Origin of the sequence: Photorhabdus aegyptia, from assembly GCF_000612035.1 — a bacterium.
GTDB classification, from domain to species: Bacteria; Pseudomonadota; Gammaproteobacteria; order Enterobacterales; family Enterobacteriaceae; genus Photorhabdus; species Photorhabdus akhurstii.
Window position 1 is genome coordinate 31,439 of the sequence record NZ_JFGV01000027.1, and the last position, 14,236, is coordinate 45,674.

Genomic DNA, 14,236 nt, shown 5'->3' on the forward strand with positions numbered 1-14,236 from the left:
GGGAGTATCCGCCTCCAGTGAATAGAGTAAATTACTTGCCCAGTTTTTTTAGCATGGCTTGGGCGACAGGCTCTGGTAGGAATGATGAGATATCGCCATCGTGGAGAGCGACATCTTTAATCAAGGATGAAGAGACAAACGAGAGATTTTGTGATGGCAGCAGAAAAACACTCTCTAATTCGGGCATAAAGTGGCGGTTCATATTAGCAAGCTGCCATTCATACTCAAAATCAGATACTGAACGAAGGCCACGGATAAGGATATTGGCTTGCTGTTTTTTGGCGAAATTAGCCATCAATTCACAAAAACCTATCACTTCCACATTATCCAGATGTGAGGTCACCTCTTTTGCCAGAGCAATGCGCTCATCCAGAGTAAACATAGGATTCTTTCTGGCACTGTTGGCGATAGCAAATAGAACGTGGTCGAACATATCCGCGGCTCGGGTGACGATATCAATATGACCGTAGGTGACAGGATCAAATGTTCCGGGATAAATGGCTTTGGTTTTCATCAATTTTTACCCTTCTGTTGTCTCTTTTCCCACAACGCGACGTACTTATTAAACGTATATTGAGCATTGACAATAGCCAGTACTAACCCTTGTTTACCATCAAGAAAGCCAGCTCGCAACAGCCAGGTTTTAAAAAAAGCCCCAAAAGTGTGACTGAAAATTGAGAAATAACCGCACTGTTTACCTTGCTCATAGCGTTGTTCTGCCCAGGCTTTAGCATAATTTAGCTGTTTTCTCTGAAATTCCATCAGATCACGGCAAGTAAGATGAAGTAAATCCCCTTGCAGAGTGACAACCGGCGAACCATTGGTTTCAAGGGATTCATGAACCTGATTGTTATTGTATTGATAACGGTCACGAGCATAGAGGCGGATGACCCGATCCGGGTACCAGCCGCTGTGTTTCATGAAACGGCCAAGAAATAGATTCCGGCGGGCGCAGCTGTAGACTTTGCTGTTATCAGCATATGTTAGAACCTGTTCTATGGATGCTTTCAGTTCTGGTGTTACGCGTTCATCAGTATCGATCATAAAAATATAATCGCCAGAGGCATATTGCTGAGCTAGCTGACGCTGACGACCAAACCCGGGCCATTCTGTGTTAGAAAATACTTTTGCGCCCATTGCCTGTGCTATCTGGCAAGTATCGTCTGAACTACCAGAATCGAGCACGATGATTTCATCAGCCCAATGGACTGAGGTAAGACAATCTGCTATCAGATCCGCTGAATTCTTGGCGATCATGACAACGGAAAGACGTTTTTTGTCACTCATTCAGTGGCTCCGAGGTGGGAGATAGGGTTCCAGCAGTTTAAGCAGGCGTTGAAGAGCGCCTTGATTTTCATGCAGCACTTCTGCTGCGTGGCGACCATAATACAGGCGATAATCTTCGTCAGTCAGTAAACTGTTGATCTCGGTGAACAAAGAGTGGCTGTCCGAAACGGTAATCAGACCATTAGCTTGATTCAGCTTGGCGCAGATATCTTTAAAGTTAAAGGTATGTGGACCCATTAGCACCGGAATAGCATGGGCTGCCGCTTCTAGCGGGTTGTGACCGCCACGTTCAACCAGACTGCCGCCAACAAAGGCCAGATCGGCAATACCATAAAGCAGCATCAGTTCACCCATCGTATCGCCGATAACAACCTGAATATTGGCGTCAGGGATTTTATCAGAACTGCGAAGAATATAGCTGAGTCCAGCTTTCTTGGTTAACTCTTCCGCTTTAATAAAACGTTCAGGATGACGAGGAACTAGGATCAATAACAGGCTTGGACACTGTTTCAGTAACTTGCAATGAGCATCTAGAATAATACTCTCTTCCCCATCATGGGTGCTGGTGGCTATCCAGACAGGCCGACGAGCAGCCCATTGGCGCCGTAATGTCACGGCTTTAGCGGCCAATTCAGGCGTTACTGAGATATCGAATTTCAAACTGCCGGTAATAGCCAGTTGAGAGCGTTTTAAACCCAGTTCAATAAAGCGTTCACCATCTTCTGGATTCTGAGCGGCAATCAAGGTAATGCTACGCAAAATTGTTTTTACGAAATTCCCTACTTTTTGGTATCCCGCAGCGGAACGTGCGGACAAACGGGCATTAGCAATGACCAGAGGAATGTTGCGTTGGTGAAGTTGGAAAATCAGATTAGGCCAAAGTTCTGTTTCCATGATAATGACTAACTTTGGATTAACTTGATTGAGGAAGCGCTCCATAGAACCGGGAAGATCGTATGGCAAATAGACATGATTAACATCATTTCCCAGAGCAGAAAGCACCCTTTCTGAGCCTGTTGGCGTCATCGTTGTCACGGTAATGGGTAAAAAAGGGTAGTGATGGCGCAAGGCTCTGACTAAAGGGATTGCGGCCAGCGTCTCACCCACGGAAACGGAATGGAGCAGGATGCCTCCAGCGGCAACTTTACCAGCACAGAAACCATAGCGTTCACCCCAGCGTTGACGGTAAGCCGGGGCTTGGCGACTGCGGAGCAATAAACGCAACCAAATCAGAGGTTGGATAAGGTAGAGAAGTACCTGATATAAACGCAGTAACATTCTATCAAATTCATTTACATAAATTAGCGCCAATAGTATCACATTGCTTCAAAGAAAGTATGAAAATGCGTATGGCTTCTAGAATCTGAACAGAATTAGAAAGGTAAATTAGGATTTTTAGGCAAGATCGTGTTTCTATTAATATGAAAGTAGCACGGATTTTTTGCAGCTTCTGCACATGGTCGCGGCAGCTTTTTCGTTTATCTTTATACTGGGAATGCAATGAGTAAATTACACGCTCAATTTGACCGTATTCTGATAATAAAGTTACGACATCATGGTGATGTATTATTAATTACACCAGTTATTAATACCCTTAAGGATAATTATCCTGAGGTGGAAATTGATGTTTTACTCTACAAAGAAACCGAACCAATATTGGCTGATTTTTCTTCTGTGGATAATCTATTTTCTATAGATAGACAATGGAAAAAACAAGGAACCAAAGCACATCTTGGTCATGAATGGAGATTGCTTAGACGATTAAGATATCGTCAATACGACTTGGTTATTAATCTAGCTGATCAATGGTATAGTGCATTTGTGGCACGATTTACTGGCGCAAAAGTGCGTATTGGGTTCGATTTAGTAAAACGACGCAGCCTGTTTTGGAAAAAATGTTTCACAAATCTTGTTCCGACAGAGCATAGCCAGTTTTTGCATATTGTTGAGCAGAATTTGTCAGCTCTTTCGTTGTTAAATCTTCCATTGATCAACACTAAAGTGACGATGAGTTACTGTAAGGAGGATAAAGAGATTGTTTTGGCGCTTCTTGGTAAGCATGGTGTGAATCAAAAATATATTGTTGTGCAACCAACATCCCGCTGGCTTTTTAAATGTTGGGATGAAAAAAAGATGAGTGAAACGATTAGTGCATTGCAGTCTGATGGTTGGGTAATTGTTGTTACCTCCGGGCCAGATCGTAAGGAGGAGGAGATGGTGGAGAAGATTTTAGCAAACTGTCCAAAAGAAAGAGTAGTTTCTTTTGCTGGCCAGTTAACTTTACCGCAACTTGCAGTGCTGATTGAGGGGGCTAATTTATTCATAGGGATGGATTCCGTTGCTATGCATATGGCTGCTGCGTTGAAAACACCGGCTATCGCTTTATTTGGGCCATCAAAGTTAGTATTCTGGCGTCCGTGGGAAGCGAAAGGTGAAGTTATTTGGGCTGGTGATTATGGTGATTTACCTGATCCTGATGATGTTGATACTAAAACGGATATACGTTATCTGAATGTCATTCCCAGTGATATGGTTATTGCAGCCGCCCGGAGAAATTTATTATGAAATTAGTACGTCTTGCGATTGTTCGGCAGAAATATCGTCCGGATGGTGGTGCAGAACGTTTTGTCTCCCGCGCCTTAGAAGCTTTGGGAAATGAAAATTTGGAGCTTAACGTTATTACACGTTCCTGGCAGGGAGATGTTAATCCTGATTGGCATGTGCATTTAGCAAATCCTCATAAATGGGGACGCATCAGCCGTGAGAGAGGATTTGCTAAAGCAGCCAAAGTAATATGGGAAAAAGAGCAGTTTGATCTTGTTCAAAGTCATGAACGTATTGCTGGTTGCGATATTTATCGTGCGGGTGATGGCGTTCATCAGCGCTGGCTACAGCAGCGTGCGCGTGTTTTATCTCCTTGGCGAAGCAAATTGCTTTTTACGAGTCGTTACCATCGTTATGTAATGGACGCTGAACAAAAGATGTATTCGGCGCCAGAGTTAAAAATGGTTATTTGTAACTCGGAAATGGTAAAAAGGGAGGTCATGACAGATTTTGGGCTTTCTGAGGGAAAAATATCGGTTATTTATAATTCGATAGACAATAAACAATTTTTTCCGGCAACTGAATCTCAGAGAATACAATTAAGGAAAGAATATAACCTTCCCGTACAGGCTAAATGTTTAGTTTATGTTGGTTCGGGGTTTGAGCGAAAGGGATTAAAGGCAGCGATTCAGGCAGTGAGTGCGACTGATGCCTATTTGATAGTTGTAGGGCAAGATAAAGAAGAAAAGAAATACAAGCAGTTAGCTAACTCGCTGGGATGCAATGGGCGAATTAGATTTATGGGTATTCAAAAAAAGACGTTGCCCTTTTATCAGCTTGCAGATGGCTTGTTGTTGCCGACCTTATATGATCCGTTTCCAAATGTGATACTGGAGGCGATGGCTTGCGGGCTTCCGGTAATAACTAGTACGACATGTGGCGGCGCTGAATTTATTAACTCTGGGAGTAACGGGTTTGTATGTGATGCCTTGGCTATTTCGGATATTACGGAAGCGATTCAGAATACGCCTTCAAATCATTTGAATAATAAAATGTCAGAATTAGCGAGAACGGGAATACTCTGTTATACACCGGAACATTTATCACAACAGCTCATTGGATTATACGAAAAGGTGCTTTCATCATGAAAGGACATATATTATTTATCATTGATGGATTACCTGGTGGCGGTGCAGAAAATGTCACTATCCGGCTTTGTGATGGTCTGCAACAGAGGGGATATGATGTTACGTTGCTCTCTTTGGCGGAGAAATGTGAATATTCGGTACCTGATGGTATTGAACTGATCATTGATGCTGATAGGTACAAAGGGCTTTTTAGAAGACAGACTGAGATTTGCCGTCGGGCTAAATCTATGGATAAGGTTTTAGAAAAAGTTTTTCTTCGCAAGGGCATCCCTGCGTTGATTGTCTCAAACTTGCATAAAACTGATCGTATTGTCGTGCAATCAAAAGTGTTAGCGGGGTTAAATGTATGGTTTTGTATTCATGGGGTATTTTCAAACTCATATCTTGGTAATAAAGCGGGATTATCTCGTTGGATCAAGAAACAAAAAATCAAGTGGACATATAATAACCGGAATTTAATTTGTGTATCTGATGCTGTAGGGAAAGATTTAAAAAATAATTTGTCACTTACGCCTAATGAAATGGTGACAATTTATAATCCTTTTAATATCCCAGATATTAAACAAAAATCACTGCAAAATAACCCTTATGCGGATGAGACCTATTTATTACATGTTGGTAGATTTCACCGGGTTAAACGGCATGATCGTTTATTAGAAGCGTTTGCGCAAGCAGATATTCCGTGTAAGTTATTGATTGTTGGTCACGGAGATGAGGTTATTACTCAACAGATAAAGCAGAAAATTGTGGATTTAAACTTACAGTCTAAAGTGATTTTAACGGGATTCCTCGAAAATCCATTACCTGTTATCCGTGGAGCTAAAGCGGTTGTCTTGAGTTCTGATAGCGAGGGATTAGGTAATGTACTGATTGAATCATTGATTTGTGATACGCCAATTGTTAGCACGATGTGTCCTGGTGGAATCAATGAAATTATGGTTGGTGAGCTGGAAAAATATAAATCAGAGCTGACAGTTGATTCGCTTGCAGAGAAAATGAAGTTTGTCTGCTATGAACCGCCTGTAATTACAGAGGATATGTATAAGAAGTTTGATTTAGATATTATTTTGGTAAAATATTTAACTTTGCTAAAGAAATAAACATTGTTGTATCAGCTTTTTAAGCTTGGTTGTTGAGATAAGAGAATGAATAAAAAAAAGTTCCAGAAATTAAGAGAACTGAATAGAAAAAGAAATTACTTTTTGAAATCTCTAAAATTTAATTTTTTAAAATTATTTGTCGATAAAATCAGAAGAGATAACTTTATATCATCAGACATCAAAAAAGTTTTATTTTTGCGAGATGATGATAAGATTGGTGATATGATTGTATCCACGCTTGTTTTTAGAGAATTGGATAAAAAAGGGATAAAGCTCCATGTATTATCAGGGAAAGCGAACTACTGTGTGATTGAGAGTAATCCATATATTGGCAGAGTATATTTTTATCCCCAAAAAACTTTTGATATTATAAGATTAGCATTTTCCTTAAGAAAGGAAAACTTTGATCTGATCATTGATATGGGTGATCATATACCTATTACCTATCTTTTATTCATAAGAATAATTAATGCTAAATATGTTATTGGATTTAATAAAGAACATATTAATACTTATAGTAAGAGCATTAAATATTTGGAATATAACTCTCATATTACAGAAAGATATAAACTTCTTTTGCACGCTATGGATATTAATCAATATAATATAAGATATGATATTCATATTCCAGAGGATACAATTGAAAAAGTAAATAACTTTTTATTAGGGTTATTAGATGGTATTACCGTAGTCATTAATCCGTTTGCCGCGGAAAGGAGAAGAGATATATCTAGAGAGCAATTAGTTGGTATTGTTGATTATTTCAAAGGTCTAGATAGTAAAGTTAATATTATTCTTATTGGTAAATTTGATAAGTTAAAATCGCTTTCTTATTTGAATGGATGTATCTGTAACCCTTTTGGTGATTTTTTAAGTGCTGTGGAAATAATAAAGAATGCTGATTTAATAATCTCTCCGGATACATCAATAGTCCATGTGGCAGCTGCTTATGAAAAAAATACAATTGCATTGTATGGTAATGATCTTCATGGTAAATTTGTAAATAATGATGTTTGGGGGCCTGGAAATAAAAATGCAGTCCAACTCATTAGTAAAAATGGGAAAATAAGTGATATCCCATTGTCTGATATCTACATAGCGATAACGGATAAGATACTATCAATCCATTAGATATTATAATATTGCATACATATTGGATTTCCATTTATTGGGATTATTTAATAAAGATATAGTAAAGATATAGTAATAAAAGCACTGATGACTTTATCAGCGCTTTTATAGAGACAAGATATCTATAATTTTATTTTATAGTATCGGTACTTTGCATAATATTTTAGAAAATGGATAATCATTTTATTTTTGGCGTAAAATTTATAAGCTGCTCTTAATTGTACTATATTTTTAGTTTCTAAAATATAAGGTGAGTTTTTCCAGGGAGAATAGGCTGTGGCTTTTATGTAGAGTTTTGAACACGGTAATTCTGAATACCATGGGAACCAGGGCTTCTTATCACCAGCAAAATGTAAGAATACAATTTTATCTGTATTTAATATGTTTGAATTTACTTCTTGCGAGTTTACTAAACAATTGTATTTGTCATCTAAACATTCTATCTCGTTGGACAAGCAACCATTTATAGCATCTTGATCGGGGAAATCAAATTCTCTAGTATCATTTAAAACAAAATTAATGATTTTTTTAGTTAATTGCTTTTCTATCCAGGGTTTATTATTAAAAACAAGAACTCCTGAATTGAAATAATTCTTATCTTTTAGACCTAAAAATTCAATTCTTGATTTTGCCGAAAAATAGCAATCTCTGACAGCTTTTAATGTACTGTTGCTTGATTTTATGAATAGGTCTTCTATATTATTTATACATATGACATCACTGTCAACGTATAGAGAGTAGTCATTATTAGAAAAGTAAGGACATAATATTCTGAAAAAGGCAGCGATTGAGTATTTACTATCGAATTCCTTATTGTTAAGTATAGTATCCTTTAATTCATGAATGATTATTTTTATTTTTTTATCTTTAACCCATTCTTCAATGGAGTATTGGTAATTTAATAAATCATCAGAAGAAATAAAGTGATATACAAAACTAATGTTTCTGTTATTCTCAATTATTGAGGCAGTAGTCGTTATTGCATGCCTTAAATAATCATTGGTTACGCCAAAGAAGACATCAAAATGTTCCACAGAGGGATCAAATTTATCGCCTGGGAAAGCAAAATTTGTTACTTTACAGTCACCGAAACCGAAATTAATAATATTCTCTGATATTTCCATATGTTGCTTAATAGTAAGTGTATTATGAGCTGAAATAACATCTATATTGTTGATTTAACAATGCGAAGCATGAAATTTAATTAAGATATAGAGCTACTATACGTATGATAAGAGAATTGCACTATTTTATAGATCTGCGTACTATAAAGCCATCATTTTATTCTATTGTGGGCATATTCTGATGACTCGACCTGCATTTATTATCACTATTGATACTGAGGGTGATGACCTGTGGCAAAACCACGGTCAGATCTCGACAAAAAATACCCATTATTTACCAAGATTTCAGCATTTATGTGAGCATTTTGGTTTTAAGCCAGTTTGGTTGACGAACTATGAAATGGCAATGGATGATTTATACATTGAATTTGCCAAAGATATTATTGCCAGAGGGCAGGGGGAGATTGGTATGCATTTACATGCCTGGAATAACCCACCACTTGTTCCTCTTACAGACGATGACATGCGTTATAAACCTTATCTGATTGAATTTCCAAAAGAACAAGTTAGAGCCAAAGTTGATCTCATGACTAAGTTATTGGAAGACAAACTACAGGTTAAAATGTTAAGCCATCGGGCAGGTCGTTGGGCATTTAATGAATATTATGCTGAATTGCTGGTGGAATATGGTTATCAAGTCGATTGTTCAGTAACACCACGGGTTAATTGGCGTTTCACCAAAGGCGATCCTAATGGTAATGGTGGAACTGATTATCGTTACTTTCCATCTTATGCCTATTTTATGGATTTGCAGGATATTGCTAAAGAAGGTGATTCTTCTTTGCTGGAAGTCCCTATGAGTATTCAATATAAACACTCTCCGTTGATGAATTTCCTTAAACAGAAATATGACAGCTTACGTGGGAAACAGCGTTCTCCCTCTGTTAACTGGTTAAGACCAAAAGGGGGCAATTTGGAACAAATGAAAAAAGTGGTCCAGCAGACATTAGCAGAAGGCTGTGATTATGTTGAATTTATGCTGCATTCATCCGAATTTATGCCTGGTGGTAGCCCGACGTTTAAAAATGAAGAACAGATTGAATTACTTTATCAGGATCTAGAGGCACTATTTAACTACTTACAGCCACAGGTTAAAGGAATGACATTGGCTGAATATTATCAATTTAAGAAGTCATCATGATTAATAAAATAGCATTAACATAAAGATATTAATAGAGATTCACTTAATTTTGGGCAGATAATACTGCCTAAATTAGGTTAAGTGTTAAATGTATTGTTTTTTTAAATTAGATTTCATTTTATTAATAAGATTAAATTGAAAGCAATTTTGTATAATATAATTTACGATAAAAACAGTTTTAATAATATATTTATATTATTAAACTAATTTGGAATTATTTAAATCTATTATAAATCGCTTATTTTAGCGTTTGAATAGGAAAATAGATAATATGGGGTAGGGTTTATAGCGAATTATCTGTTTTCAGTTAACAACTAAAAAATTAGGCGTCTACCAGAAACGCCTCATATTTAATCATTAATCAGCCAATATTTTTTTGAAGATGAGTTAATACCTTCGATGGGGTAATACTTTTGATATTCCCATCCCCCGCTTTTAACGATATTTGTTCTTTGCCATAGCCACCAATTAGTCCTGGATCTGTCGGACCAAACAACGTGATATTAGGGCGATCCAATGCGGCAGTGAGGTGGCTCAGGCCAGTATCAACAGAAACAACCGCTTTTGCACCGGCCAACTCTTGGGCCACTTGTGCCAAAGTCAGCTTTGGTAGTACTTCCACATGAGGGAAGTTTTTTGCCAGTCTCAGCGCACGTTGGTATTCATGTTCCGCGCCCCAAGGGAGCTTAATGCGTACACCTGTCGGCTGAATTTCGGTAATAAGTTGTCGCCAATGGCTTTCCGGCCAATGTTTTTCATCGCGAGTTGTAGCATGGAGAAAAACCAGATAATTGCTCTGGTTTTCTGGGTGTTGATTCAGAAAATGACGGGCAATCCCATAATCGCCCTGTGCTGCCGGTTTGGTATAACCCAGGCTGACAGCAAACAGTTCCCGGATACGTTCTACGGCGTGCTGTTGCTTGCTGACTGCATGACAATAATCATAAAAGAAACTTGCTAATGGCTCACGGATACTTTTGCGGTCGTAACCATGTTTAGGGCCATAAGCTAATCGAGTGACTAAAAATGCGCTTTTCAATAACCCTTGAGCATCGATGATGGCATCATATTGATGTAATTTTAATTTTTCTCTGAATAAACGACGTTCTGTACGAATTTCTGGACTAAACCAGTTTTTACGCCAGCGGCGAATAGCAACAGGAATAATGTGATTAACAGTGCTGTGCCAGCCAGGGATTTGGGCAAAACTTTCCTCTACTACCCAATCAAAACGGACGTCAGGTAAGTTTTTTTCTGCATCAGTTAGTGCAGGGAGCGAGTGGAGGACGTCGCCCATAGAAGAAGTTTTAACCAGTAAAACCCGCATTAACTCTGGTTCTCCGCTTGTAATAATTTTTCCAGGGAAGCTATCACCTGCTCTGGTTGGATATCAATCAGACTCTGATGATAGCCATGTGCGCTGTCGCCTTTTCTGACTTTGTGATAACCAGTAATAAGACGGATAATTTCCGCTTTATCGGATAATGGTGGGGTAAAATCTGGGCTACTTGGACCGTAAAGTGCAACCAGAGGGCGATTAAGCGCTGCGGCAACATGCATTAAACCAGAATCGTTGGTCACAATAGCATCACAGGCGGCGATAATATTGACTGCCTGTTCAAGAGAGGTTTGTCCGGCAAGATTAATACAGTGTTCACGAGCTTCTTCCGTCAGTGACTTGCGGATATCCTCTCCACCTTCGTGATCTTTGGCTGAGCCAAATAGCAGAATTTGATAGCCCTTTTGAGTAATAAGCTGTTGAGCTAACGCGGCATAGTGATAATGCGGCCAGCGTTTCGCCGGGCCAAATTCTGCGCCGGGGCAGAAACCGATGATGGGCCGATGATCAGAAATATTGAATGCCGCGGTGGATTCAGCAATATCTTCATCACTGACATCTAGTTGAGGCCAAAGTAATGGTTGAGGCAGGTCTGCCGCACTACTGGGTTTTGCATCGTAAGCCAATGCGGCATAGCGTTGAACCATTAATGGGAAGGCTTCTTTATTCAATGTGCGAATATCATTGAGCAATCCATATCTCATTTCACCGCGCCACCCAGTGCGCAGAGGAATATTGGCGAAAAAAGGCACCAAGGCAGATTTGAAAGAATTTGGTAGCACATAAGCGCGATTATATTTACGTTCACGCAGGGCGACCCCTAAACGACGGCGTTCGCCTAGTGCTAATGCGCCATGACCTAACGGCATAGCCAATGCTTGATTGACCTCCGGCATTTTGTCCAGCAGTGGGCGGCACCAGGCTGGGGCCATCACATCAATTTCTGCATTAGGATGCAAAGCCTTTAATGTCCGGTAAAGGCTCTGCGACATCATCATGTCACCCACCCACGAAGGGCCGATCACCAATATTTTCATAGCGAGTAGATTATTTATCCTGATTAAGCCAATGCATATATTCCGTTACTCCTTCGGCAACGGTTTTGAATGGTTTATCATAACCCGCCGCCCGAAGTTTAGTCAGATCTGCTTGCGTGAAACGCTGATAACGGCCTTTCAAATGTTCTGGGAAATCAATACGCTCAACAGGTAGTGATTTATCTTTATGGAATTCAACAACCGCATCTGCAACCGCCTGGAAAGACTCAGCACGACCCGTTCCACAGTTATAAATCCCGGAAACGCCGTTTTTCCAGAACCAAAGATTAACCGCCGCGGCATCACCAACATAGATAAAATCACGTTGAAAGCCTTCACTGCCAGCGAAGAGTTTTGGGTTTTGTCCCTGATTGATTTGATTATTCAAATGAAAGGCGACACTCGCCATACTCCCTTTGTGCCCTTCACGTGGTCCATATACATTGAAATAACGGAAACCACAAATTTGTGAATCAGCTTGAGGCAAGATCTCCCGAACGTATTGGTCGAATAGAAACTTAGAGTAACCATAAATATTGAGTGGTTTCTCATATTGACGCTCTTCGATAAAATTATCAGTGCGGCCGCCATAGGTTGCTGCTGAGGAGGCGTACAGGAAAGGAGTGCCGCGTTCAAGGCAATAGTGCAGCAATTCTTTGGAATATTGATAGTTATTATCCATCATATATTTGCCGTCCCACTCGGTTGTGGATGAGCAAGCGCCTTCATGGAAAATAGCGTCAATATCACCGAAGTCATCACCGGCCAGAATACTGGCAATAAACTCTTCCTTGTCCATGTAATCAGCAATATCCAAGTCAACCAGATTGGTGAACTTAGTACCATCTTTTAGATTATCTACGACCAGAATATCTTTATATCCTTCGTCATTTAGTGCTTTGACAATATTGCTGCCAATAAATCCAGCACCGCCAGTGACAATAATCATCCGACTCACCTCTACAATCGGGTTAATGAAGCAAATTGCGTCTATAATAACATCTAACATCCATGACGACAGCAGCTTAAGCAGGGGAATATACTGAAATATCATGGTAATTCAGGTCGCATGACGTGACGGATACAGCAAAGTTAATATTATCTGCCTGATAGTGTCGTCAGTAGCCTGATCAATGAGTAAAATATCTAACGACCCTTCATTTATAAATCAGGAGAAAATAAATGTCAGCATCATTTTATCAGCAAATTAATGAACAATTAGAACAAGCCCATTCGGAAGGGTTGTTCAAAAATGAACGTATCATCACTTCTGCACAAAATGCTGACATTGCTGTAGCCGATGGCAGCCACGTTATTAACTTCTGTGCAAATAACTATTTAGGTTTGGCTAATCACCCTGAGCTGATTGCCGCTGCTAAAGCTGGGATGGATAGCCACGGTTTTGGTATGGCCTCTGTTCGTTTTATTTGTGGAACTCAGGATACTCATAAAGAGCTGGAGAAAAAGCTGGCAGAATTTTTGGGTATGGAAGATGCCATTCTTTATTCTTCTTGTTTTGATGCTAATGGTGGTTTATTTGAAACGTTGTTTGGGCCGGAAGATGCCATTATCTCTGATGCGTTGAACCACGCTTCTATTATTGATGGTGTCCGTTTATGTAAAGCGAAGCGTTATCGCTATGCTAATAATGATATGCAGGAACTGAGAGTACAGTTAGAACAAGCCAAAGCAGATAATGCACGCCATATTGTGATTGCAACCGATGGTGTGTTCTCAATGGATGGTGTGATTGCTGATTTAAAATCTATCTGTGATCTAGCTGATGAATTTGATGCCCTGGTCATGGTGGATGACTCCCATGCTGTGGGTTTTGTTGGTGCGCATGGCCGCGGTACCCATGAATATTGTGATGTCATGGATCGTATTGACATCATTACCGGCACATTAGGTAAAGCATTAGGTGGTGCTTCCGGTGGCTATACCGCGGCACGTAAAGAAGTTGTTGAGTGGCTGCGCCAACGTTCACGCCCATATCTGTTCTCTAACTCACTGGCTCCGGCGATTGTAGCGGCATCCATTAAGGTGCTGGATATGCTGAAAGAGGGCGATGCATTGCGTGATCGTCTGTGGAAGAACGCTAATCTGTTCCGTGAAAAAATGACCGCAGCAGGTTTCACGTTAGCAGGGGCTGACCACGCTATTATTCCTGTCATGTTAGGCGATGCAAAATTGGCACAGGAGTTTGCCGCAGAATTATTGAAAGAAGGCATTTATGTTACCGGCTTCTTCTATCCGGTAGTCCCTAAAAATCAGGCCCGTATCCGCACGCAAATGTCAGCCGCGCATACGGAAGAGCAAATTGAACGTGCAGTTGCGGCGTTCACGCGAATTGGTAAGCAATTGAGCGTAATTGCATAAGGCATC

General features: G+C 39.8%; 13 protein-coding genes. 6 read left to right on the forward strand and 7 right to left on the reverse strand.

The genetic code is table 11. The features are described from left to right. Positions 1 to 31 precede the first annotated feature (31 nt). The 3 genes from coaD to waaA are packed head-to-tail and all read right to left on the reverse strand — an operon-like array spanning position 32 to position 2,565. Positions 32 to 514, reverse strand: coding sequence for a pantetheine-phosphate adenylyltransferase (gene coaD / locus BA1DRAFT_RS10235; RefSeq protein ID WP_036778521.1), 483 nt, complete (start codon positions 512 to 514; stop codon positions 32 to 34). Beyond that, entirely contained in the window at positions 514 to 1,287 is a 774-nt protein-coding gene (locus BA1DRAFT_RS10240; protein ID WP_036778522.1) for a glycosyltransferase family 2 protein, read from the reverse strand. The genes coaD and BA1DRAFT_RS10240 overlap by 1 nt, the downstream gene beginning before the upstream one ends. Continuing rightward, positions 1,288 to 2,565: a lipid IV(A) 3-deoxy-D-manno-octulosonic acid transferase gene (gene waaA, locus BA1DRAFT_RS10245; protein WP_036778523.1), complete on the reverse strand. Its 1,278-nt coding sequence runs from the start codon at positions 2,563 to 2,565 to the stop codon at positions 1,288 to 1,290. A 222-nt stretch (positions 2,566 to 2,787) separates the two neighbouring features. Here waaA and rfaQ point away from each other — a divergent pair, with 222 nt between their 5' ends. The 4 genes from rfaQ to BA1DRAFT_RS10265 are packed head-to-tail and all read left to right on the forward strand — an operon-like array spanning position 2,788 to position 7,210. After that, positions 2,788 to 3,852 carry a putative lipopolysaccharide heptosyltransferase III gene (gene rfaQ / locus BA1DRAFT_RS10250; RefSeq protein WP_036778524.1) on the forward strand — a complete coding sequence of 355 codons (1,065 nt, stop codon included), beginning with the start codon at positions 2,788 to 2,790 and terminating at the stop codon, positions 3,850 to 3,852. Continuing rightward, on the forward strand, positions 3,849 to 4,979 hold the full coding sequence (locus tag BA1DRAFT_RS10255; RefSeq protein WP_036778525.1) for a glycosyltransferase family 4 protein: 1,131 nt from the start codon (positions 3,849 to 3,851) through the stop codon (positions 4,977 to 4,979). The genes rfaQ and BA1DRAFT_RS10255 overlap by 4 nt, the downstream gene beginning before the upstream one ends. Further along, a complete protein-coding gene (locus BA1DRAFT_RS10260) occupies positions 4,976 to 6,079 on the forward strand; it encodes a glycosyltransferase (RefSeq protein WP_036778536.1) in 1,104 nt (367 codons plus the stop codon). The genes BA1DRAFT_RS10255 and BA1DRAFT_RS10260 overlap by 4 nt, the downstream gene beginning before the upstream one ends. A gap of 45 nt (positions 6,080 to 6,124) precedes the next feature. Then, on the forward strand, positions 6,125 to 7,210 hold the full coding sequence (locus BA1DRAFT_RS10265; RefSeq protein WP_036778538.1) for a glycosyltransferase family 9 protein: 1,086 nt from the start codon (positions 6,125 to 6,127) through the stop codon (positions 7,208 to 7,210). A gap of 122 nt (positions 7,211 to 7,332) precedes the next feature. Here the strand turns inward: BA1DRAFT_RS10265 and BA1DRAFT_RS10270 are convergent, their stop codons facing one another. Beyond that, the gene (locus BA1DRAFT_RS10270; protein WP_036778542.1) at positions 7,333 to 8,334 is read right to left on the reverse strand and encodes a glycosyltransferase family 8 protein; all 1,002 of its coding nucleotides are present in this window, start codon (positions 8,332 to 8,334) and stop codon (positions 7,333 to 7,335) included. Positions 8,335 to 8,515: 181 nt separating this feature from the next. On the opposite strand from BA1DRAFT_RS10270, the gene BA1DRAFT_RS10275 reads away from it, so the two are divergent. Further along, positions 8,516 to 9,475, forward strand: a complete 960-nt coding sequence (locus BA1DRAFT_RS10275) for a polysaccharide deacetylase family protein (protein ID WP_036778543.1) — start codon at positions 8,516 to 8,518, stop codon at positions 9,473 to 9,475. A gap of 361 nt (positions 9,476 to 9,836) precedes the next feature. On the opposite strand, the gene rfaC is transcribed toward BA1DRAFT_RS10275, so the two are convergent. From rfaC to rfaD, 3 genes are read right to left on the reverse strand one after another with little or no spacing between them, the layout of a single operon-like run. After that, entirely contained in the window at positions 9,837 to 10,802 is a 966-nt protein-coding gene (gene rfaC / locus BA1DRAFT_RS10280; protein WP_036778545.1) for a lipopolysaccharide heptosyltransferase RfaC, read from the reverse strand. Then, entirely contained in the window at positions 10,802 to 11,851 is a 1,050-nt protein-coding gene (gene rfaF / locus BA1DRAFT_RS10285; protein ID WP_036778547.1) for an ADP-heptose--LPS heptosyltransferase RfaF, read from the reverse strand. Before rfaF ends, rfaC begins: the two co-directional genes overlap by 1 nt. Positions 11,852 to 11,861: 10 nt before the next feature. Then, positions 11,862 to 12,800 carry an ADP-glyceromanno-heptose 6-epimerase gene (gene rfaD, locus BA1DRAFT_RS10290; protein WP_036778548.1) on the reverse strand — a complete coding sequence of 313 codons (939 nt, stop codon included), beginning with the start codon at positions 12,798 to 12,800 and terminating at the stop codon, positions 11,862 to 11,864. A gap of 233 nt (positions 12,801 to 13,033) precedes the next feature. Between rfaD and kbl the strand changes: the two genes are divergently transcribed. Beyond that, on the forward strand, positions 13,034 to 14,230 hold the full coding sequence (kbl, locus tag BA1DRAFT_RS10295) for a glycine C-acetyltransferase (protein WP_036778550.1): 1,197 nt from the start codon (positions 13,034 to 13,036) through the stop codon (positions 14,228 to 14,230). Positions 14,231 to 14,236: the final 6 nt, after the last annotated feature.